Origin of the sequence: Methanobrevibacter smithii ATCC 35061 (genome assembly GCF_000016525.1) — an archaeon.
GTDB classification, from domain to species: Archaea; Methanobacteriota; Methanobacteria; order Methanobacteriales; family Methanobacteriaceae; genus Methanocatella; species Methanocatella smithii.
On sequence record NC_009515.1, the window covers coordinates 1,619,365 to 1,644,399 of the forward strand.

Annotated in this window: 9 protein-coding genes and 1 pseudogene; 8 read left to right on the top strand and 2 right to left on the bottom strand. The window is 28.4% G+C overall.

Annotated elements, in window-relative coordinates; genetic code table 11:
* Position 1: 1 nt before the first annotated feature.
* Together MSM_RS07910 and uvrB are read left to right on the top strand one after the other, a co-directional pair.
* A complete protein-coding gene (locus MSM_RS07910) occupies positions 2–301 on the top strand; it encodes a hypothetical protein (protein ID WP_004033543.1) in 300 nt (99 codons plus the stop codon).
* Between the two features lie 6 nt (positions 302–307).
* Positions 308–2,275 carry an excinuclease ABC subunit UvrB gene (uvrB, locus tag MSM_RS07915; RefSeq protein ID WP_011954604.1) on the top strand — a complete coding sequence of 656 codons (1,968 nt, stop codon included), beginning with the start codon at positions 308–310 and terminating at the stop codon, positions 2,273–2,275.
* A 76-nt stretch (positions 2,276–2,351) separates the two neighbouring features.
* Here uvrB and MSM_RS09435 read toward each other — a convergent pair.
* Positions 2,352–3,224, bottom strand: a pseudogene (locus tag MSM_RS09435) (hypothetical protein).
* 332 nt (positions 3,225–3,556) lie between these two features.
* Here MSM_RS09435 and uvrA point away from each other — a divergent pair.
* The 3 genes from uvrA (at position 3,557) to MSM_RS07935 (ending at position 10,053) form a co-directional block, all read left to right on the top strand.
* On the top strand, positions 3,557–6,448 hold the full coding sequence (gene uvrA / locus MSM_RS07925) for an excinuclease ABC subunit UvrA (RefSeq protein WP_011954606.1): 2,892 nt from the start codon (positions 3,557–3,559) through the stop codon (positions 6,446–6,448).
* A gap of 140 nt (positions 6,449–6,588) precedes the next feature.
* Positions 6,589–7,407, top strand: coding sequence for a DUF368 domain-containing protein (locus MSM_RS07930; protein ID WP_004033548.1), 819 nt, complete (start codon positions 6,589–6,591; stop codon positions 7,405–7,407).
* A gap of 54 nt (positions 7,408–7,461) precedes the next feature.
* Positions 7,462–10,053 (top strand): DUF5814 domain-containing protein, encoded by a 2,592-nt coding sequence (locus MSM_RS07935; RefSeq protein ID WP_011954607.1) that lies wholly within the window; start codon positions 7,462–7,464, stop codon positions 10,051–10,053.
* Here the strand turns inward: MSM_RS07935 and MSM_RS07940 are convergent.
* Positions 10,027–10,431: a GIY-YIG nuclease family protein gene (locus MSM_RS07940; protein ID WP_011954608.1), complete on the bottom strand. Its 405-nt coding sequence runs from the start codon at positions 10,429–10,431 to the stop codon at positions 10,027–10,029. The genes MSM_RS07935 and MSM_RS07940 overlap by 27 nt on opposite strands.
* Before the next feature lie 156 nt (positions 10,432–10,587).
* On the opposite strand from MSM_RS07940, the gene MSM_RS07945 reads away from it, so the two are divergent.
* The 3 genes from MSM_RS07945 to MSM_RS07955 are packed head-to-tail and all read left to right on the top strand — an operon-like array spanning position 10,588 to position 24,965.
* The gene (locus tag MSM_RS07945; RefSeq protein ID WP_048058645.1) at positions 10,588–14,364 is read left to right on the top strand and encodes an adhesin; all 3,777 of its coding nucleotides are present in this window, start codon (positions 10,588–10,590) and stop codon (positions 14,362–14,364) included.
* Entirely contained in the window at positions 14,361–19,856 is a 5,496-nt protein-coding gene (locus tag MSM_RS07950) for a right-handed parallel beta-helix repeat-containing protein (protein ID WP_011954610.1), read from the top strand. The genes MSM_RS07945 and MSM_RS07950 overlap by 4 nt, the downstream gene beginning before the upstream one ends.
* Entirely contained in the window at positions 19,857–24,965 is a 5,109-nt protein-coding gene (locus tag MSM_RS07955) for a right-handed parallel beta-helix repeat-containing protein (RefSeq protein ID WP_011954611.1), read from the top strand. It begins immediately after the preceding gene.
* Positions 24,966–25,035: the final 70 nt, after the last annotated feature.

Here is a 25,035-nt window from a genome sequence, read left to right on the forward strand (position 1 = left end):
GATGTTTGATAAAGATGCTATTAAAAAAGAACTTATTGAAGGATCTAATATAATTTTAAAAAGATATGATGAAGAGGATGTTGTTGATTCCATATCTGTTATGAATACAAAAGATCATGTTATTTTTTTAGGGTCTTTAAGAGTTTATAATGAAATGAATGTTAAAAATATTGAGAAAGCTTTAGAAAACTGTTTTGAAGACTACGGCAAAGTTAGCATAAGAAGTAGAAAAGTTGTTCCCTGCTGTTCCCTGCCCTATTTCCATATCAGTTTTCACATCAATGTTGATGAAGTAATTTAGAAAAGCATGAAAAAATTTAAACTAAACTCACCTTACAAGCCATTAGGTGATCAGCCAAAAGCCATTAATTCATTAGTTGATGGGATAAATAAGGGTGAAAAGGAACAGACTCTTTTAGGAGTTACAGGTTCCGGCAAAACTTTTACAATGGCTAATGTTATTGAAAAAGTTCAAAAACCTACCCTTGTCATCTCCCATAATAAAACATTAGCTGCACAGCTTTATGAGGAATTTAAAGAGTTTTTCCCAGACAATGCAGTTGAATATTTTGTCAGTTATTATGATTATTATCAGCCTGAGGCATATGTTCCAAGAACTGACACTTTCATTGATAAGGAATCATCTGTCAACGAAGAAATTGACATAATGAGACATTCTGCTACCCAATCACTTTTATCCCGTGATGACGTGATTGTAGTCAGCAGTGTCAGCTGTATTTATGGTATAGGTTCTCCGGAGGATTATGGGGAATTTGCATTTGGAATAGCTGTAGGGGACAATTATGACCGTTCAGATATTATTCGCAAACTTGTTTTCATGCAGTATGAAAGAAATGATATTGAATTTGCAAGAGGTCATTTTAGAGTACGCGGAGATGTAATTGAAATAAATCCTGTTCACGGCACTCCTCCTGTAAGAGTTGAGCTATTTGGTGATGAAATAGATGCAATCAGTTTAATTGATAAAGTCACAGGCAAAAAAACAGAAAGTTTAAAAAGATACATGATTTTCCCGGCAAAGCACTTTGTTGTCGGGCAGGATAAAATGGATACAGCAATCAGAAACATTTCTGATGAGCTGGATGAAAGATTAAATGAGTTTAATTTATCAAATAAGCTTCTGGAAGCTCAAAGATTGGAACAAAGAACACGTTTTGATATTGAAATGCTTCAGGAAATGGGATATTGTCCGGGTGTAGAAAATTATTCAATGCATCTGTCTGGAAGAAAATGGGGTGAAAAACCTTATTCATTATTAAAATACTTCCCTGAAGATTATCTGACTATTATTGATGAGTCTCATGTTACACTGCCTCAAATTCGTGGAATGTATAATGGAGACAGGGCACGTAAAGAGACTTTAGTAGAACATGGATTCAGATTACCTTCTGCTAAGGAAAACAGGCCATTGAGATTTGATGAATTTGAATCATCTATAAACCAAATCATTTATGTTTCAGCTACTCCAGGAGCTTATGAATTGTCAAGATCAAGTAATATTGTTGAGCAGATTATCCGTCCGACAGGTTTGGTTGATCCTGAAGTGATTATTCGTCCGGTTAAAGGTCAGGTTGAAGATTTGCTTGGCGAAGTTAAAAAAAGAGCTAAAAAAGATGAAAGAGTTTTAGTTACAACTTTAACCAAGAAAATGGCTGAAGATTTAACTGATTATTATGCAAAAATAGGTGTTAAAGTCAGATATATGCACTCTGAAATAGATACTTTAGAGAGAATTGACATCGTAGATGATTTAAGACGGGGAACATTTGATGTGCTGGTCGGTGTAAATTTACTTAGGGAAGGTCTTGATTTGCCGGAAGTTTCTTTAGTAGCTATTTTAGATGCAGATAAGGAAGGATTTTTAAGAAATGAAACTTCTTTAATTCAGACTATTGGAAGGGCTGCAAGAAATATCAACGGTCAGGTAATCATGTATGTTGATGAAATGACTGATTCCGTTAAAAATGCAACAGCTATTACAAGTAAAAGAAGAAAAATCCAAATCAAGTATAATGAAAAACATGGTATTGTTCCTAAAACTACTAAAAGGGCACTTAAGGATAAAAAAGTAGCTGAGGATTTGGATATTGAAGGAACGGATATTAGTAAAATACCTAAAGATGAATTACGTTTACTTATCAGTGATTTGGAAAATGACATGAAAGAAGCAGCAGCTAAACTTGATTTTGAAAGAGCAGCCAGTTTAAGAGATCAGATAGCTACTTTAAAAGGATTAAAAAAAGATTCTTCATAGAATAATTTAAAAATGGGAACTGTCCATTAATTTTAATTTTTGCATTTTATTTAATGGACAGCTAGAACTTATTTTTTTAGAAAGTTGTTTTTAGTGTTTTTAATATTTCGTCGGAGGTTTTTCCTTCGTTTTCAAGAGTTTTTATTGTGTTTTTCATATTTGTTTTTTCTTCTTGTTTTCCTTTTTGTTTTCCTTCTTGTCTAAGTTCTATTTCTCTGTTGTGTAGTTTTTCGTTTATGCTTTGTCATTTTAGGGTACTCATTGTTCTCACCTTTTCTAATGTTTCTGGGTTTTTTATGAATATTTCTGTTGTTAGCCAAAGTCCCCATGTTAATATTTTAGTTTGTTTGGTTGTTATTTTGGTAATTTTGCTAACATAACCACAGATTTCTTTAACTATTTCTTCAGAATTTTTGGTTGTGTTTAAAAATGGTATGAAAATTAAATCTAATATGTCAAAAGCTGTTAGTTTTTTGTTATTTTCTATTTTGATTTTAACATTTTTTAATCTTTGGTCTCAAGGATATTTTTTTAGAAAAATTATTCTTATTGGTGTATATTTATTTACTTTTCCAATCCAGCATTCTGTTTCTGATTTGTTTGGATTGCCTGTAGATATTATGATAGTATTTATGGGTTTTCCAGTTTCTTCATGTAATTCCATGTCGTAACGTCCAGTATGGGTAAGATTACCATGAGTTAAGTTACCGCTGTAATGTTCATAATGGATATATGAATCATCAACCATTTCATATACAAAATCCATTAATAAACCCTTAAAATTAGGTGTTATTAATTCTGTAGAATATACCTTTTTAATTTTTGTACAAGGCAATGGTTCATGTATTTCATCTGTTTCTTTTTCTAATGCTTCTAAATAATCAAAGAGGTCTTGACCATAATATTTTGCTAATCCTTTTATTAATTTATCCTGTTTTTGATAAATCATTTTTTCTCTCCTTAATTGTTTAGTATTCTATAAATCGATTTGATAAAATACACTAATACTTTCTATTGGCCACTATATAAGTTGTTAAGTTGTAAATAACTTAAATAAAATATTTTGAGTAAATTTAACACTTTTAAATCAATATTTCAATAGTTTTTATAATGGTGGTGTGGATACAGTTCCAAAATATTAAGTGGAAAAATGATTAGATATATTTATATATGTAGATGTCTAATATTTGTTTGATACATTACGAATGTTTTATTTTTCAAATGCTCTTAGATTAATATATTATATTGGGGCATTGGATAATTATTATTAAGGAGGGTACTATGACAAAAGACTCTAAAAAACAGATTATCATTAAAGGAGCTAAAGAACATAATTTGCAAAATATAGATTTAGCTATTCCTCGTGATGAATTTATTGTAATAACAGGATTAAGCGGGTCTGGTAAGTCTTCACTTGCTTTTGATACAATTTATGCTGAAGGACAGCGTAGATATGTTGAATCTCTCTCAGCTTATGCAAGACAATTTTTAGGGCAAATGAAAAAGCCTGAAATGGAATATATTGAAGGTTTGTCTCCTGCTATTTCAATAGACCAAAAAACCACAAAAGAAAACCCAAGATCTACAGTAGGAACTATTACTGAAATTTATGATTATCTTAGATTATTATTTGCAAGAATAGGGACACCCCACTGTCCAAAATGTGGAAAGGAAATATCTCACCAAACATTGGGCCAAATTGGAGACAGTATAATAGAAGAAGGGGAAGGTAAAAAAATACATATTTTAGCTCCGGTTGTTAGGGATAAAAAAGGCCAGCACAAGGATGTTTTGGATGATTTGAGAAACAAAGGATTTGTAAGGGCAAGAGTGGACGGTGAAGTTAGAGACCTTGAAGAAGATATTGACCTTCCGAAAACTTACAGACACAGCATTGAAGTAGTTGTAGACAGACTAAAAATAAGAAAGGATGTTGACTTTAAAAGAAGACTGGTTGATTCTCTAGAAACAGCTTCAGAGTTTGCAGACGGACTGATAAATGTACTATTTTCAGATGATGGCAGAGATTATGAGAAAAAATATTCAGAACACTTTGCCTGTGTAGACTGTGGAATAAACTTTGAAGAACTCACTCCAAGGATGTTTTCATTTAATGCACCTCAGGGAGCATGTCCTGAATGTAATGGTATTGGAGTTAAAATGGAAATCGATCCTGATTTAATTATTCCAAATAAAAATCTTACATTAAATGAAGGGGCAGTTACTCCTTGGGCAAAATCAAATAAAAAAGAAAATTATTATCATCAGATGCTGGAAGCAGTATCTAAACATTTTAACTTCAGCATGGACACTCCGTTTAATGAATTAACCAATGAACAGCAGGATATAATATTATATGGCTGTGACGATAAAATACCATTTTCATTTAAACGTAGAAATAAATCTTATCAAGTTAATCGTCAGTTTGAAGGTGTTATTCCGAGAATGGAACGTTTATACATTGAAACCAAATCAAATTACAGCAGGAAATACATTTCCAAATTCATGAGTGACAGAAAATGTCATGTATGTCATGGAAAAAGACTTCGTCCTGAGGTACTGGCTGTAACTGTTGGTGGAAAATCAATAGCTGACGTAGTGGAAATGTCAATTAAGGATTCATATCAGTTCTTCTTGAATTTGGAACTTACTGACAGAGAACAGTTCATAGCTAAAGAGGTTTTAAAAGAAATCAGACAAAGACTTAAATTCCTTGTCGATGTTGGGCTTGACTATTTATCAATGGCACGTTCATCAGGTACACTGTCTGGTGGTGAAGCTCAAAGAATCAGATTAGCTACTCAAATAGGCTCCGGATTAGTTGGTGTTCTATATATTTTAGATGAACCAAGTATTGGTCTTCATCAAAGAGATAATGTAAAACTTATTGAAACACTAAAGAGACTTAAAAACTTGGGAAATACTTTAATTGTTGTAGAACACGATGAAGAAACAATATTGTCTGCAGATTATGTTGTAGATATAGGTCCTGGAGCAGGAGAACACGGTGGAAAAGTAGTTGCCTGCGGAACTCCTGAAGAGATTATGGAGTCACATGAATCTGTTACCGGTCAGTATATTTCAAGACGTGAAACAATACCAATTCCACAAACACGCAGATCAGGAAATGATGAATCACTTATAATTAGGGGAGCCAGACAAAACAATCTTAAAAATATTGATGTTGAAATACCTTTAGGCAAGTTCACATGTGTTACAGGAGTAAGCGGGTCTGGTAAAAGCAGTCTGATTAATGAAATTTTATACAAAGGGTTAAGCGGAAAATTAAACAATAAATTTACCTTTGCAGGAGATTATGATAAAATTGAAGGTGTAAGCAACATTGATAAAATCATAGCTATTGACCAAAAACCGATAGGACGTACTCCAAGATCAAATCCTGCAACTTATACTGGAGTTTTCACGGATATTCGTGATTTATTTGCAGAAACTCCAGAAGCTAAAGCTAGGGGATATAAACCTGGCAGATTTAGTTTTAATGTAAAGGGAGGAAGATGTGAAGCATGTTCAGGTGACGGTATTGTGCAAATTGAAATGCACTTTTTAGCTGATGTATTTGTTCCATGTGAAGTGTGTGGCGGCAAAAGATACAATGAAGAGACTTTAGACATTCGTTACAAAGGTAAAAATATTTATGAAGTTTTGGAAATGACTGTTGAAGAAGCATTGGACTTTTTTGAACATATTCCGAAAATACATAAAAAACTTAAAACCTTGCTTGATGTAGGTTTGGGCTATATGAAAATAGGTCAGCCGGCTACTACTTTATCAGGTGGTGAAGCTCAAAGGATTAAATTAGCTAAAGAGCTTTCAAGGTCAAATACAGGTAACACATTATATATTTTGGATGAACCTACAACTGGTCTTCATTTTGCAGATATTAAGAGATTGTTGTCAGTTCTTGCCAGATTGACTGATGCGGGCAATTCAGTTGTTGTTATTGAACATAATTTGGATGTTATTAAAACAGCTGATTATATTATTGATTTGGGTCCTGAAGGTGGAGATGGTGGTGGAAAAGTAATAGCTACCGGAACTCCAGAAGAAATAGCCAAATCTGGAACATACACTGGTGAATTTTTACAAAAAATCCTTAGTGAAAATATCACACCTTATGCCAAACAGCTTGTTAAAGAGAAAATGAGCAAGTAAATTTTCTCTTTTTCAACAAAGTATTTAATAAAGTTATGACATATTAACTTTAAGTTCACTTTTTTAGAAGTAACTAATATTTAAGGTGAAATATTTTGAAATTTGTAGATTTTTTCTCAATTTTTATTCGCGGAATACTTATGGGTTCTGCAGATATTGTTCCTGGAGTTTCTGGAGGAACAATTGCATTAATCACAGGTATTTACGAACGTTTGGTACATTCAATAAGTACAATTAATTTTACTTTCATAAAACCATTACTTAAAGGAGATTTAAAGGGTTTTAAAGAAAGACTATTCTATGAAATTGACTTTAAATTTTTCATACCGTTATTATGTGGTATTGGACTTGCAATGTTAACATTAGCTAATGTTATTTCATATTGTATGGATGTATACACTGCTTTAACCTATTCATTCTTTTTAGGATTAATTATTGCTTCGTCATATGTGTTATACAGGCAAATGGATGAACTTACTCTCAAACATGTAATTTTTACTGTTATTGGGGCTGTTTTAGCATATATTTTTGTAAGTTTAAATCCGATAGCTATGAATCATACTTTGCCGATACTGTTTATTTCAGGTTTGATAGCTATCTGTGCAATGATTTTGCCGGGTATTTCAGGATCATTTTTACTTTTATTGTTAGGTCAGTATGAGTATATGTTAAATGCTTTAAAGACTATGAGTTTAAGTGAAATTGTTGTATTTTGTGCAGGTGCCTTTATTGGTATTTTAGGATTTTCCAAAGTCTTAAATTATTTGCTTGAACATCATGAAGGCATTACAATGGCATTTCTTATTGGTGTGATGATTGGTACATTAAAACTTCCTGTTGTACATATTGTAAATACAACTCCGCTTACATTTGCTGCATTATTGCCTTGTATTATCCTGGCTATTATTGGATTTGTTATAATTGTTGTTATGGAAACTAAATTCGATTATATCGAATGATTTTTCCTCTTTTTTTTTAAAATATTATAAACCTTAACGATATAATATTATATAATGATAATTCTTAAAAAAATAAAAAAACAGTGGAAATTATATCCAATAGGTTCTCCAAAAGGAGCATTGAATAATAAAAGAGAACCTGAGTATGTTGGAACTGTTAAATTTAAAAAATATGATGATTCAATAGCTATTTCCAGATTTGTAGCGGATTACAATTACTCGGATTCATCTAATTTATCAGAAAAATTAGTTCCGCCTCAGGAAGTAATTAAACTTTTAAGGAGTCAGGCTGTTTTTTTAGCAACTAGGGATGATGAAGTTGAGGATTATCTTAAATCACTGAATATTAAGGTAAGGCACACCAGAGTTTGTGATTTTTGTGCATTTGAAGGAAATATTACAATTGTAAACTCTGAATTTTCATATAAACACAATAATCAGTTGATATGTGAGCAGTGTGCATATGAAACAATTAAAAGGGAAATTAAACTTCAGGGATTTGATAAAAAAATATTCAGAAACCTTAAAGACATTTTAGATAAAACAGGTAATTTGGAAAAAACATTGTCTGTTCTCTCACCTAAATTTGATCCACTTTCTAACAGAAATTTAACATTATTTGACAGAGTAGATACAAAATCCAAGTATAAAATACCTGATGTATCAATGAAAAGACTTAAAATACCTCATAAGTTCAGGGATATTTTAATTAAAAATGGAAATAAAAAATTATTGCCTGTCCAATATTTGGCAATTAAGGAAGGCCTTTTAAAAAATCAGGATTTGCTTGTTGTAAGTGCAACAGGAAGTGGAAAAACTTTGGTTGGAGAGCTTGCAGGAGTAACCAAAGCAATGAAAGGTCAAAAATTTATATTCCTGACACCTCTGGTAGCACTGGCTAATCAGAAATACCGTGATTTTAAAAGAAAATATAAAAAGTTAGGCTTAAAGGTAGCTATTAAAGTAGGTAGAAATAGGGTTAAAGCTAAAGGTGAATTGAAACTGCCTGACAGTGATGTTAAAGATGCAGATATAATTGTTGGAACCTATGAAGGCTTGGATTATCTTTTAAGAAACGGGAACTCAGCTTTATTGTCTAATTTAGGAGTGGTTTTAATTGATGAAATCCACATGATTGATGATGAAGACAGAGGAACAAGACTTAATGGATTAATAAAACGTATCAAGCATTTATATCCTCATTCACAGATTATTGGTCTTTCAGCTACTGTTAAAAATCCTGAATTTTTAGCCGGTGAGTTTAATATGAAATTGGTGGAATATTCTCAAAGGCCGGTTCCATTGGAACGTCATTTGGTTTATATCAGATCAGAATCTTCAAAACACCATATAATGCAAAAATTAGCTAAAAAGGAATTTAATACAAAGTCTAAAAAAGGTTACAGAGGACAGACTATAATTTTCACCAATTCAAGACGAAAAACTCATAAGATAGCTAATTTCCTCCAAAATAAAAAGGTCAATGCCGCAGCATATCATGCAGGTCTGTCCTATTATAAAAAAGAAAAAATAGAAAAGGACTTTGACAGGGGAAAAATATCTGTTGTTGTAACTACAGCTGCACTTGCTGCAGGTGTTGATTTTCCAGCGTCACAGGTAATATTTGACTCATTGGTAATGGGAAATAAGTGGATCAGTCCAAATGAATTTTCACAAATGCTTGGACGTGCAGGAAGACCAAGCTATCATGACAGGGGAATAGTATATTTGCTGCCTGAAGTAGGCCATGACTTTGACGGCGAAAGTGAAGAGGCAAAGGCACTGGATTTACTTGAAAGTGACAGCGAAGATGTATTTATAGAATATGATGAAGAAAGCTCATATGAACAGATATTGGCAGATATTTCTTCAAGATCAATAAAAACAACAGATGAGTTAAATAAATTCTATAAAAATATAAATATTCCGGTAGACATTAGAACAGCTATTAATGAAATGGAAGATTTGGGATTAATAGATATTGTAGGAAATAAATTAAACATAACAAAATATGGCCGTGCAGTATCAGTATCCTTTTTATCTCTGGAGGATGCGGATTATATTAAAAAATCAATTGATGATAGGGGATATCTAAAGGTCTATTTAAGAAAGTCTCCGTACTATAAGAAAAAAGACAAATTCAACAAATTAAGGGTAAAAATATTGGCTATTGGACTGCAGCTGGAAATGTTTGAAAATGCATATCTGTCTTCAGTTGTACATAATCAGATAGCAAACGCTTTAAAAATTAAATTTTCAACAAGACTGTTTGCAGAATCAACACTGGATATTATTTCATCAGGTGAAGCAATAAGTAAACTGGACAAAAAATTTCAGGATGCTTTAATTAATATTCAATCAGATTTCTTAAAATGCAAATGTGAAGACAGACCGTTTTGTGACTGTCTGCAAAAGGGAATATCTGAAGTAATAATAAATGAAAGGCTTAAAGGTAAAGATCCGATAGATATTTCAAATAAACTGTTCAGGAAATATCAGATACAGGTCTATCCTGGAGACATATTTTCATGGTTAGACAGTTATGTTAAAAATTTAGATGCGATAAAAAGAATAGCTAAAGCATTTAACCGTAAAAAAGTTGAAAGAGAGGCACATAAATTAATCAAAGCTATTGAGAACGGATGAAACTTTTAAATTAGCCAATTTTGAGTTTTTAAAATAAATTAAATGGGAGTGGCATTTGCAGTCACTGCAGCCGAAATCAGCTATTGATTCCTCATTTTCAATTATTTTTTTAGCTATTTCACATTCCAGTTTTTCATCAGACTCTTTTGTATAAACCTTTTCAATTTCGCTGTTTTTATTTAATAAAAGGTAATCAATATGCCAGTGCTTTTTCTTATTGTCTGACAGGTGTCTTTTAACTCTGGATTCAAGGCAGTTCATAGCTGAACCGACATAAACATAACATCCTTTTTTAAAGTTGATAAATCCTAATTTTTTGCCGATTTTAATTTCAGTATCTTTTTTAATGTTGATTATTAGACAGTAGCTTCCTTTCATGTTTTTCTACACCTTGTAATAATAGTTTATTATATATTTTTTTTATTTTCTTAATGCTTTTTTAAATATATTTCAATTAACTTTATTTATTAATAAAAACATAATTGACTTCATAATAAAGTTATTTTATTATTATATAAAATTATGAGGTGTTTTATGAGGAAAAAATTCTTAACAGTATTTTTTATTTTATTGTTTTTACTATGTTTGTCTGTAGTTTCTGCAACTGATGAAAATACTAATTCCAGCATAGTTGCTCAGGATTATGATGGAAATGAATTTTATGTTGATTTAGGAGGAGATGATAGTAACTCCGGTCAACTTAATAGCCCATTTAATTCAATAAATAAAGCAGTAGAAGTATCTAATCCTCGTGATAATGTTGTTATTCATTTAGGGGAAGGTACATTTGAAGGAAATGGAAATGTGATGATATCAATCAATAAAGCTCATTTAAGCCAAGGTGGTTCAATAACTATTGTTGGTGCAGGAGCTGATAAAACTATAATTAAAGGAAGTAGTGCATATTATGCATTTAATATATATGCTGATTCTGTAGTTACTTTAAGAGATTTATCTATTGTTGATTGTAAAAGTGTTGAAGGTGGTGCAATATGCAATTCCGGTACATTATTAGTTGATAACTGTATTTTCAGGAATAATTTTGCATTCAATACTGGGGGAGCTATATCTTCTATAGAAAATGGGGATTGTAAAATTTATAACTCAGTATTTATTAATAATTCAGTTACCTGTAATGATGAATATGGGAATGCTAATGGTGGAGCTGTTTATTCATTAAAAAGTGATTTATTAGTTGATTCCTGCAGATTTGTAGGTAATTTTGCAAAAGGTAACTGTTTAAATGCAATTTCTGGAGGAGCTATTTATGTAGGTACTTATTTAAATAATGTTCCTTCTGTGAAAAACAGTAATTTTATTAATAATTATGTTGTTTCAACAAACTTCAGAACAAACTGGGAATATGCCAAAGGCGGATCTATTTATATGATAAACTGTAACTTATTTAATGATTCTTTTATTAATTCTAGTGTTACAGGAAATAATGGAGTAGGTGGATCTTATTATTCTGAACCTAAATACTTAAATAGTATTTCCAATATTTTGAGAATTAACTCAAGTGTTAATGGTGTTTTGGAAAGCAATATTTATCCTGCTGATTATGATGGAAAGTACTCTAATGAAGTTGTAGTGTATGTTTCTGTTAATGGTAATGATGAAAATGGTAACGGGTCTTTTAATAATCCTTATGCTACAATAGCTAATGCAATTGCTAAATCAGCGGGTAATGTATATAACTTGAAAGTGTACTTGTTAGATGGAATTTATAGTGGAGCAGGCAATACTAATATCAGTTTGCCAAGTAGTATGAATATTCAAATTGCAGCTATTGGTTCTAAAGTCATAATTGATGGAAGTGGTTCTAATTGGTTTGCAGCTAATGAAAGATCAATTTCCGGATTTAAATATGTTTTATCTAATTTAAATTTAATTAATTTTAAAGCTAAAAGCACAGGATATAAAAAAGAAAATAATATTGGGGTTATTTCTAATTATGCAGATTTAACTATTGATAATTGTATTTTTAAAAATATTGCAGGTTCTTCAATATCCAATTATGATTTGGCTAATTTAAAGGTTATTAATTCATCATTTGTAGATTCAAAACACTTGGGATTCTATGGTGGTGTTTTATTTAATTATGATGCTAATGCAAGATTTTATAATTGTATTGTAAATAATTATTCTTCAACAGATATTTTTTATTCTACAGCAGTTAATACAGAAAATGTTTATTTGGAGTTTTTTAATTCAACATTTAAAAATTTAAAAAGCTTTGATTCCAGATGTAAGTTTTTAGGAGCAAGTAATACAAATGTTACTATGAGTTATGTTAATTATGCAGATAATGATTGCAATTTTGCAGTTGCTTATGATAAATCCTTTGTGAAAATAGATAATTCTGTATTTAAAAATAGTAACTGGTTAAGCGGGTCTGTTAATGGAATGATATGGAATGTTTATAATTCCTCTTTTATAAATATAAACTCTTTAACTTTCAGTTCAATTAATGATTATAAAAGTAATTTTAACGGATGTCTATTTGATGGAGGAAATGTGGAATTTAGAGGAAATACCATAACTGTTGGAAATTCAAGTTTTTATAATAATAAAGTAATCATTGTTAATAATGATAATCAAAAGGGAAATTTAGATTTTAATTATAATTATTGGATTGATGAAACTCCTAAAAATATGATTGATACAACTGCAAATGTTAAATTAAATTATTGGATTGTTAAACATTTATCTGCAGAAAACTTATTTAATGATAGCTATAAAGTAGTTATTTCTTATAAATTATTTGATGGAAGTGATTATAAAGATTATGATGTTAGATATGTTCCAATAAAACCGGTTAGATTTACTTTAATAACTTCCAAAGGAAGTAATTCTTTAGATTCCGGTACATTGATTAATGATATCTTTGAATTTATTAATACGGCTAATGATGATAGAAATGTAGTAGTTAGCTTTACAGATAATACTAAATTAAATATAACTCTTTATAATCAACATAAAGTAGATACTAATATAGATTTATCTCAAAAAACAGCTAAAATATGGGACATAGTTGAAATTAATGTAAATATTAAGGATAATAAAACAGGATTGGCAGTTGATTTCGGTATTGTTGAAATTTATTTAAATAATAAATTAATAAGTTCAAATAATGTTACTGGATTAACTATCAGTAAATCTATCACAGTTGATGAAAGTAAATCATTTTATAATATTTCAGTTATTTATAAAGGAAATAATAAATATGCAAATTCTTCAAATTCAGCTATATTAAGAATATCTTCAATTCCTCTTGAAACAGTTATTATTTCTAAAGATTTAACTAAATATTATAAAAACGGATCCCAGTTTGATGTTGTCCTTAAAGATGTTTTAGGTAATGTTCTAGTTGGTAAAATAGTTAAAATCACAATTAATGGTGTTACTTATAATAAAATAACTAATGATAAAGGAGAAGCCAGATTGTCTATAAACCTTTTCCCAGGTGTTTATAATATAACTGTTTTATTTGAAGATGATGATAATTATGTTAAATCATTAAATACCAATAAAATAGTTGTTTTATCCAAGATAATTACAAAATTTGTAGATAATAATAAATTTATTGTTAAATTGGTAAATGATGATGGAACTCCAAAAACAAATGCTTCATTAGCTATTATTGCAAATGGTGTTCAATATAATCGTATTACTAATGGTAGTGGTGAAGCTAGACTTAATGTTAGATTAAATCCGAATAATTATATTTTTGCTGTAACTGATGGTCAGGAAGTTGTTTCAAGTTCTGTTAATGTTTTATCAACAATTGAAACTAGTGATATTTCAATGTTTTATAAAGATGGAACAAAATATTCTGTTAAATTATGTGATCTTGATGGAAATATAATGCCTAATAAAAATGTTGCAATTACTATTAATGGTGTTACTTATAATAAGGTAACTGACTCTAATGGTGTTGCTTATTTAAATATTAATCTTAATCCTGGTGTTTATGGTATTTCAGCAAGTTATGATGGAAAAACTGTTTATAATACCATTTCAATTGCAGCTATGCCTGTTACTATAGTTTCATCTAGTGTTAATATTCAACAAGGTACATTTTATAAAGTTAAATTTTCTGATGCTTTGTCAAATCCAATCATCGGACAAAAAGTGGGAATGCTTGTTAATGGAGTAATGTATTATCGTGAAACTGATGATTTAGGTGTTGCATCTATTAAGATTAATCTTAATCCGGGTCATTATATGATAACTTCTGGTTTATTATCTAATGCATATGAAGCTAAAACTATGAATAATATTATAACAGTTAGTGGAGGTTACTTATGAGGTTTAATAAATGTATATTATTAGTAATATATGCAATTATAGCTATTATAGTATTCACACCATTATATGCTGAAAATAGTAATAATACTATATTTACGTTACCAAGTGATGATGTTATTGTATGTGATAATGTTTATACTGGTAATGTAATTACTATTACTGATGATAATTATGGTGATTATTTTGATGTTTATTCAGGTGAGATGAATCCCGAGTCTAATATCAATGATGGAGATAGAATACATATTGGTAATGTTACAGATAAAACATTTGTTATCAATAAACAACTAGAAATCACTACTATGCATAATGGTGATATTATTAAAAATGGTTATATTAAATTAGTTAAAGGTAGTGATGGTTCTAGTATTCATGGGTTAACTATTATTAATGATAAAGTAAATTATGTTGTAGATGGTATACCTAGTATTGATTTAAGTGGTATTGGTTTATTTTATACAAATAATAATTATGTATATAATAATTCTGTTCAATTAGCAGATAGTAGGGGAGTATTTGCACTTCCTATGGGTTCATCATCTAATAATAAGATATATAAAAATAAATTTGTAAGTACATTAAGTACTTGTGTGCCTATGAGTGAATGTGATAATAATCTATTTTATGATAATTATTTCCAATCAACTGCAGCTAATGTAATTTATTATAATCCGTGGGGTCATGCAGGTTATAGTGGTTCTGGTAAGTGTTTTAATAATTCATTTATCAATAATTACATGTGTTCTTTAAATAGGAACTCTCCTTGGGTTATTGGAATGTCTCTTTTAAGTAATTGTAATGTAAATATTGTAAACAACACTATTTTTAATGTTCGTGACGGTGTTAGTGGTTTAGGTGTTAATTCTACAATAAATGGAAATAAATTTATTGGTGTGTCTAATTTAGCTTTATCCGTAAGTAGTGCTAATTTAACTATTGAGAATAATTCATTTTCAGATACATCTATGGCTATAGCTATTTTAAGTAGCAATATAACTGTTAAAAATAATATAATCGAAAATTCTTCAATTGGAATTTGGGTATTTGGAAAAAATGCATCTTTAATATCTAATACTATTAGTTTAGTTGATGGATATTATGCAGTTAATGTTGAAAGTGAAAATGTTTTAATTTTAAATAATAATATTAAAGTGAGTAATTTTGGTGAAGGAATTAGAGTTGCTGAAAATAATGTATCTATAATAAATAATACTATAAGAACTGCTGTTGACTCTGGAATTTATATATTGTCTTCTAATAATGTTATTAGTGGAAATAGGATATCTTCTAATTTATATGGAGTTTATATTGATGCAGTATCTGATTTATATTATTATACTCGTGGTGTACTAGGTGTTTCTTATTATGCTAAAATTGATCAAGGTAAAATAAATCATAATAATATTACAAACAATATAATCAATTCAGCTTCTTACGGAGTTTATCTGGTAGGGACTGTGTATAATACAACTATTATAAATAATAATATTACTACAAATGCAGCTGTAGGTATTGTTGAGAATATTACTGATCCATTTTCAAATAATATTAAAGACAATGTTGTTAATGGTGTTCTTTTAAATTATAGTGGTATAGTTATCAGTGATGATAATTTTAATGTCTATTTTGATGAAAAAGGATGTTTTAAATTTGAAGATATTAATTCTATTGTTTTGGTAATTACAAAACTTTCTAATAAGGACATGTTGATTAATCAAAAAATGACTTTATTAAATGGAGGTTTAGTTAATATATTAACCAATGTTACTATTTCTTTAGTAACTGGATCAAATGGAACATTAATTAAATCATTGAATTTTAAAAACACAGATAAAAATGCGATTATCATAAATAATGTAAGTGATATAACTTTAGAAGACAATAATATAATGTCTGTTTCTCAAATGAAAGATATTTTTGGAATTTCTTTAAATTTATCAAATAATACTGAACTTATTGATAATGATGTATATATTACTGGTGAAAATACATTAATTCAAGGTATTTTACTTAATAATTCTGATAATCTTACATTTGTAAAAAATAGTGTGATTTTAGAAGCTAATAAAATAGCTCAGGGAATTATTATAAATTTATTAAATTCATCTAATTTAGTTAATAATACAATCCATCTTCAAGGAAATGGTGTTTTTGATTGTGTTTTAATTAATGGGTCTAATAATTTGAATATTTTAGGCAATAATATTATAGCTAGGTCTATTTCTAATGTTATTTCACCATTAGCAATTTCTAGTTCTAAAGATATTGTTTTGGATAAAAATAATATTAGTGCAATTGGTGATTTAGTAAAATCATTAAATTTCTCAAATACATCTAATGTTGTTATAGAATCTAGTTTTATTAACTTAATAGGATTAAGTAAAACAGAGGTGATTTTTGCAAATGATGATTTAAATAATATTGAAATAACTAATTGTGTAATTTATTCCAATGCTTTAGGTTTGATCAGTGGAAATATCACATTAAAAGAAAATAAATATGTAATCTATGATGATAATGTTGAAACTTACTTTGATTCAAATGGTATGTTTAGTAATAAGTTAATAACTCAAAAAGATGTGTTGATGTTTGATAATTTAAAATCAAAACATTATACTTTGACTTTTAATCAGGTGGTTATTTTAACTTCTTATTATAAGAATTCATTAATTGATGCAACTTTAAATTTCAATTCAAAATCAAGTAATTCAACTATTAAAAATTTAAACTTTGATTTAGTTGAAAATGTTGCATTTAATTTATATTTTGCATTAAATATTACTATTGAAAATAATAATATTAATTTAGTGTCTTCTAAAGATGTTTCAGCTATCATTATTACTGGAGAAAGTTTTAATAATTTAATTAACAACAATACTGTTAAAATAAGGGGTAATGGTACCCTAACTGGAATTACTATTTATAATTATTATGATGAATATTATGGTTTAAGTCCAAAAAATAATGTAATTTCAAATAATGATATTGTAATCAATTCAAATAATGATGTAATTGCTATTTATAATGCAATGGCTGATAATACAATTATTAGAAACAATAATATTAGAATAGATGCACGTGATCATGCTTATGGTGTTTATAATATTTATTCACAAGATTTCAAAGTATTCATGAGTACTATTTGGACTACAAACACAAAAATTATCCACAATATTATTGAAGGAAATGGATCTATTGTTTGTTTAATTAATTCAATTGAAGCTAAAAACACATTAGTTGATAATAATACATTAATAGCTATAGCTAATGGTTCTTATGGTTATGTAGGATATAAAACATCAGGGGATGTATTAAGATATAATGATTTTACAATAAATGGAACTGGAAATAATGATTTATTTATATCTAATGTAAGTCAAACTGGTATTTATTTATCAAATAGTTCTTCTAATGCATTGATTTTGGAAAATAGTATTATTTCTAATTATGCTCCTGGAAATGATTATGCAATTTATGTAGAGGTTAATTCTAGCAAAATTTCTATTGTTGATAATTATTTAATTAGTGATAATTGGAACAGATACGCTGATAATGCAATATATGCTCCATCAGCTACTTTAACTAATAATGAACTTTATTATGTTTATGTATCACCTGAAGGTAGTGATGAATTAGGTAATGGGTCTATTAATAATCCATTTAAAACAATAAAACATGCACTAAATAAGGTAATTAATAAAGGAATAGTTTATGTACTGGGAGGTAATTATACTGAAGATTATATTACAATTTCAAAAACACTTACTCTTAAAGGATTAGGTAAGGTTATAGTTGATTGTAAAGGTAGTTTATTTAATATTACTAAATCCGGTTCATTAAAAGTTTTTAATATTAAATTTATGAATGCAAATGCAACTACAGGTTCAACATTTTACAATTTAGGAAAACTATACTTAGAAAATGTTTCAGTAATCAATTCCACAGCTTTAACTTATGGTGGAGCTATTGTTAATTATGGTGAGTTAATTATAAGAAACTCTACATTTTCATCAAATAAAGCTAAAAATGGTGGAGCTATCACTAATTATAATAAATTAGATATTAAATCATCAAATTTTACTAATAATAGTTGTTATATTAAAGGCTCTGGAGGGGCTATTTATAATTTAGAAAAAGCTACTCTTAGTATTGAAGATTGTAATTTTGTAAATAATAAAGTTGATGCTGAATATCTTATTGAAGAAGATGATTTTGGTGTTCGTTTAGGATCTGGAGGAGCTATTTACAATCGTGGAAATTTATATATTATTAATTCAAATTTCAAATCTAATAGAGCATTTAATTATGGTGGAGCTATTTTAAGTGCATCTACTCAAAAACACGATCTTAAAGTAATCAATTCAACATTTGATAAAAATACCTGTTTTGCAGGTGGTGGAGGAGCTATGTATATTGTTAATGCAAATTTAGACATTGCTAATTCATCATTTACATCAAATGAAATTGGAGAAAATAGTGGTGGAGCTTTATGCATAAGTGAATCTGAAGGTAAAATTTATAATTCCACATTCTTTAAAAACTCTGCAAGTTTTGGTGGTGGTGCAATACAATTTTGGTCTTCTGATATAACTATGGATTTATGTAATATTACTGATAATAATGCTGGAAAAGGTGGTGCTATATCTTATTATGGTCAACGTATTGGAAATCATGTTGTAGGTTCTCTAAATATTTATAATTCAACAATTTATAATAATAAAGGATTTGATAGTGGTGGAGCATTTTATGTTAGAAATTTAAACATGAATGTTAAAAATTCTAATATTTATGATAACTTTGGAGGAGATGGTAAACATACTCTTTCAGTTGAAATAAATTATCCTACAAAACCAGTTAACAATATTGATTTAAATGGTAATTGGTGGGGTAGTAATAGTGGCCCTGGAGAAGATGTTTGGTTAAATGCACAATATTACAGGGAATGGATTAAAGATAAAATTTCATGGGATGTACTTAATCCGAATCCTAATCCTAATCCTAATAAACCTGGAAGCAATACAAGACCTGGTCAATCAAATAATAATCCAATTGTAGGTCCAAGTACTGGAGGATTATTAAACCCAGGGAGACCTGGACAAAATGGATTTGGAACGGGTATTGGAACAGGAACTGGAAGTGGTTTTGGTTCTGGATCTGGTAATGGTATGGGTTCTGGAAGTGGAACTAATGCTGGTGGAAGTTCCGGAAGTCATGGTGGAAGATTTGGTTCTGGTAGTGGATTTAATGGAACAGCCTATTCTAACCAAGGCACATTAGGTGATTTAGGTTCATCTTCAAGTTCTGGAGCTGGTGGGAGTGAAGCAGGATCTCCATCTTCAGCTTCATCAAATAATGCAATTTATGAACTTAATAAAGATGTTAAAAAAGCATTGTCTGGATATAATATAATTTATGGAATTATATTTTTAATAGTCATTATATTATTAATTATATTTGGATATAAACGTAATTCTAAAGAGGAGGATGAATAAATGAGCAATTTTAAACCAATTTTAATTTTGTCTTTATTTGTATTATTTATGGTTTCATTAGGAGCTATATCTGCTGAAGATGTAAATGTTACAGTTATAAGTGATTCTCAAGTAGATAATTCAGTATATGTTGATTCAAATATAGTTGCTAATGGAAATGGGACTATTGATAATCCTATAAGTAATATTAAAAATGCTGTTGATTTAGCAAATAATGATTCTACAATTTATCTTAAAGGTGGAAATTATTCTGGTGTAGAAAATAATGGGATAATCATTAATAAAACATTAACTATTACTTCTTGTGATGGACTGGCTATTATTAATGGTGATTATAAAGATTATATATTTTACATTGGAGATAAAGGTTGTTTAACTTTAAAAAACATTAGCTTTGCTAATACAAATTATTTAAATGTTAAAACATATGGAGCTATTATAAATTATGGTAATCTTACTGTGGAAAATAGTTTCTTTGATAATGCAACTGGTTTAAGAGCAGGTATTATATTAAATTATGGAAATTTAACTGTTACTAATTCTGAATTTAAGAATAATACTGCAAAATATTATGGTGGAGCTATAACCAACTTTGGTTTTGCAAATATTGTTAATTCATTATTTGAATCCAACACTGCTGCTGAAGGTGAGGCTATTTTAAACAGTTATGACATGTTTATTTCAAATTCAAGATTTGTTAATAATAATATTTCATCAAGTAAATATCAGGATGCTGAAAGTTTAATAGATATTTCATCTTCATACTTTATGGAAAATTCAGGTATCTTTGTTAAAGATAGTGGTATACATATTAAAGAATCTTATTTGACTTTAATTAATACAACAAACTCTATTGTTGATATTAGCTATTCATTTATCAATACTTATGATTTTATTAACTCAAAAATCAATGTTGATGATAATTTATGGTGTTCTAATGAAAACATTCCTAAACAAGCTAATAGATGGTTAATAATGACTTTTACTGATAAAAATACTGGAAGTTCCATAATTCCATCTAAAACCGTTACTGATGTTTTAGTTAGTTTTAAAACATGTAATGGAAAATCTACATATAGTTTGCCTTCTAGTGTTAATTTACCTCATGTTTATATTCAACTTGAAGCAGATAATGGTAAATTTAAAGAAAATGGTGGATTTTTAGTAAATAATGTATTTTCAACTACTTATTATGGTAATTCTAAAGACACATTATTATTTGCAATGATTGATGATTATTTTGCTACTTTAACAGTGGGATCTGGTGTTAATAATGGGAAAATATATGTTTCAAATTCAGGTTCTGATGAAAAAGGAGATGGATCTATTAATAATCCATATAAGTCATTAGTTAAAGCAGTTAATGTAGCTTTAAATGGTGACACTATTTTGATTGCAAAAGGAAGTTATTATGGTTGGAATAATTCTGGACTTTTAATTAATAAAACTTTAACATTTTCCAGTTATAATGGTGAGGTTATATTATACAGAGATAATTTTCATACAATGTTTACAGTTACACTAAGAGGAAATTTAAATTTAATGAAATTGACCTTAACAGCTGAAGACAAATCAAAATTCTTCCCACTTGTAAATAACTCTGGAAAAACAATTATAGATAATTGTATTATTAAAAATATTGATGGGGGAGATAAATATAAATATAAATCATATCAAGCATTATCTTATCAGTATTATTCTAATCAAAGTGTAATTTACACTAGTAATGATTTATTTATTAATAATTCATTATTCACGGATTTAGAAGATATTGTTATTAGATCATACTTTTATACTGGAGATAATTATTTTAAACATTTTGACGTGAATATTGAAAATTCAGTATTTACTAATTGTAAAGGTTATGCTTGGGAAACTGTATGGGATAGCCAAACATATGCTGATAAATTGGATGTTGTATCTCCATCATTTATAATTAATGTAGGTGCAGAAAATGTTTTAATTAATAATTGTACTTTTAAAAACAATTTAGCATCTGTTATGCGTGTTAATGCCTCTAAATCATTTTTAGTAAATGCTTCTAAATTTATAAATAATAGAGGTTCTATTTATTCTTTAACAAATGGTGTGATGAATAATACATTGATAAGTGAAGATAATGGTCCAGTTTTAAGATTTGTAACTGGCCATACTCTTTCAATAATTAGAAATATGCAAAATGTTATTAATTCAAATTTCACTAAAAATAATGATGTTATTATAAATACATGGTATTCTTATTCAGATAATGTCTATTTGTATAATTGTTCTTTTTGGAATAATAGTAATAACCATGCTCAAGGTTATGGAAATACTAGTGGAAAAGGATTAATATTAAATGGTGGAAATATGACTGTAGATTACTGTACTTTTGAAAACAATTCAGTATTCTATGGTGGAGTGTTTTATAATGATGGAACAGCTATGGGTGCAGGTGGAATTTATTATTCTACATTAAACATTACTCGTTCAGTATTTTATAAAAATAATGCTGTTTTAGGTAAAGATATATTTCATAGAGGTGGTAATTTAGTTGTTTCTGATTGTTGGTGGGGATCTAACAGAGGACCAAATGATGCGAATATTTATAATGCTGCAGGTAGTGTTGAAGTTAAAAATTGGGTTATATTGACATTTGATATTCAGGATAATACATTAATTGCTAGTTTAAATAAAGTAACGGACAATAAAAGTAATATTTATAATATAAGTGGAAATTTACCTTCTAGAATAGCTATCTTTAACTCTTCAATGGTTAAAATAAATCCAAATGTTATTCCATTAATCAATAATCAAGCTAAAGTAAATATTTCATTTAATGGTGAAGATATTTCAGCTACAGTTAGTATAGATAATCAAACAATCAGTTTAATATTTTATAATAAAAACACTATAATTGATTTAAAAGATATTATTGTTTATGGTAAAGGAACTGCATATTCATTTGTTTTAAAAAGTGTAAATGGTTATGTTATATCTAATAAAACAGTTAATTTATTAATTTTAAACGGAACTGATGTTTATCAAAATCATACATTAATAACTAATAGTTTTGGTGTAGCTAGTTTAATTCTTAATTGTAGTATGGGTAATTATACTTTTAAAGCTAGTTATAAGGGTGATGATTACTTTAAACCTGTTCAGAATAGTGCTAATTTGGTTGTAATGCCTTATTATACTTCTGTATTTGTTAAAAGTAATCAAACATTTTATGGTAATGGTAATTTCTTATATATGTATCTTTATGATAATTTAGGTGATGCTGTTGTTAATCAAATAGTTTTATTTACTATAACTAGTTCAAATGGTATTGTTTATAAGAAGTATGCTCTTACTAATTGGGAAGGTCAAGCAGGATTCTACCTTAATTTATCTGGTGGAAATTATAATGTTAATGTAAGTTATTCTGGTGATAATTGGCATTATGGGTCTTCAAGTACTGGTTTATTTAATATATTATCTATTGGAACTAATGTAATCATTGAACAGTCTTTATTTAATGGTAGGGGTAATACTTTAACAGTATTACTTAGAGATAATAACTATAGGGTTTTATTTAATGAAACTTTATCTATTACTTTATCTGATGGTAAAATTGCACAAACATTTGATGTTACTACTAATGAAAATGGACGTGCAGGGATTATTGTTAATTTACTTCCGGGTAAATACAATGTTTATGTGAAATATGGTGGAGATAAGTTAAACTTTGCATCTTCTAGTGAAGGTGATTTAATTATTAATCCTGTTGGCACTCAAATTTCTGCAGATTCCGTTGTTATTTTTAATAGAACGGTTAATAATTATCTTGTTAAATTAACTGATATTTATGGACGTTTGCTTGTTAATGAGACTGTTGTTATTACATCAATTAGTCAAAGTACTGGGGTTAAACAGATATTTAAAGTTAAAACAAATGATGAAGGAATAGCTAATTTAACATGTAAGTTAGATATTGGTTATTATTTATTGAAAGTTAACTTTGAGGATAATGAATGGTATGGTGGCAGTAATTATGCAAGTACTTTAATTGTAGCTGATACTGTTAGTGATTTTAATCCATATGCTACTATTTTAGTTGCTAATGACTTTAATAAGTATTATAAGAATGCTACTCAATATGTTGTTCGTTTGCAGGATATTTATGGTAATCCTATTTCAGATATGGATGTTGTTATTTGTGTTAATGGTGTAAATTATAATAGAATAACCAACAGTTCTGGTGAGGCTAAATTAAATATTAATTTGTATCCTGGAATGTATTATGTAAGTACAAGTTTTGGAGGTTGTGGAAATTGGACTAAATCATTTGTTAATAGTTCAGTTACAGTTTTGTCTCAAATTATTTCACATGATTTAACTAAAATTTTAAGAAATGGAAGTCAATTTATTGTTAAATTTGTTGATAATGCTGGAAATCCTATTGGAGGCAAAACAATAGATATTTCTATTAATGGAATTGTTTATTCCCGTATTACTAATAGTTCTGGTGAGGCTAAATTAAATATTAATCTTAATCCTGGTAAATATGAGGTTATAACTTCTTGTGGTGATTTTGTTAATCATAATATGGTTAATGTTTTATCTAACATAGAAAGTGATGATCTTTCAATGTACTATAAAGATGGGTCTAAATTTAAAGTAGTTATCTATGATAGTGAAGGTAAAGTTAAACCTAATGCAACTGTTAAATTTACCATTAATGGTGTTTCTTATGTTAAAACTACTGATAATGATGGTATAGCGGCTTTAAGCATTAATTTAAATTCTAATATTTATACAATAACGACTGAATATAATGGTGTTGTTAATACTAATCAAATTTGGATTTATAATATGGCAGTTAATATAGGTGCTGTTAATGAAACAGTTGAAAGGGGCAATTCTTTTTGTGTAAAATTAAGTGATGTTAATGGAAATGTATTGTCTGGTGGACAAGTGACATTTAAAGTTAACGGAGTTTCATATATTAAACAGGTTAATGAAACAGGTTATGCAAAATTAAATATTAATCTTAACCCTGGAGTATATAAAATTATCACAGCATTTTCTATTAGAAACTATGAAGATAAACTAGTTTATAATACCTTAAATGTGACAAGTCATTAATTTATTCATTTAATGAATAAATTTCTTATTTTTTTTATGTAGGATACTTTTTAAATTTTAATTTTTTGAT

Bases quoted from the DNA above. Each gene is read 5' to 3' on its own strand.
- MSM_RS07910 (WP_004033543.1), top strand. From the start codon at position 2: ATGTTTGATAAAGATGCTATTAAAAAAGAACTTATTGAAGGATCTAAT.
- uvrB (WP_011954604.1), top strand. From the start codon at position 308: ATGAAAAAATTTAAACTAAACTCACCTTACAAGCCATTAGGTGATCAG.
- uvrA (WP_011954606.1), top strand. From the start codon at position 3,557: ATGACAAAAGACTCTAAAAAACAGATTATCATTAAAGGAGCTAAAGAA.
- MSM_RS07930 (WP_004033548.1), top strand. From the start codon at position 6,589: ATGGGTTCTGCAGATATTGTTCCTGGAGTTTCTGGAGGAACAATTGCA.
- MSM_RS07935 (WP_011954607.1), top strand. From the start codon at position 7,462: ATGATAATTCTTAAAAAAATAAAAAAACAGTGGAAATTATATCCAATA.
- MSM_RS07940 (WP_011954608.1), bottom strand. From the start codon at position 10,431: ATGAAAGGAAGCTACTGTCTAATAATCAACATTAAAAAAGATACTGAA.
- MSM_RS07945 (WP_048058645.1), top strand. From the start codon at position 10,588: ATGAGGAAAAAATTCTTAACAGTATTTTTTATTTTATTGTTTTTACTA.
- MSM_RS07950 (WP_011954610.1), top strand. From the start codon at position 14,361: ATGAGGTTTAATAAATGTATATTATTAGTAATATATGCAATTATAGCT.
- MSM_RS07955 (WP_011954611.1), top strand. From the start codon at position 19,857: ATGAGCAATTTTAAACCAATTTTAATTTTGTCTTTATTTGTATTATTT.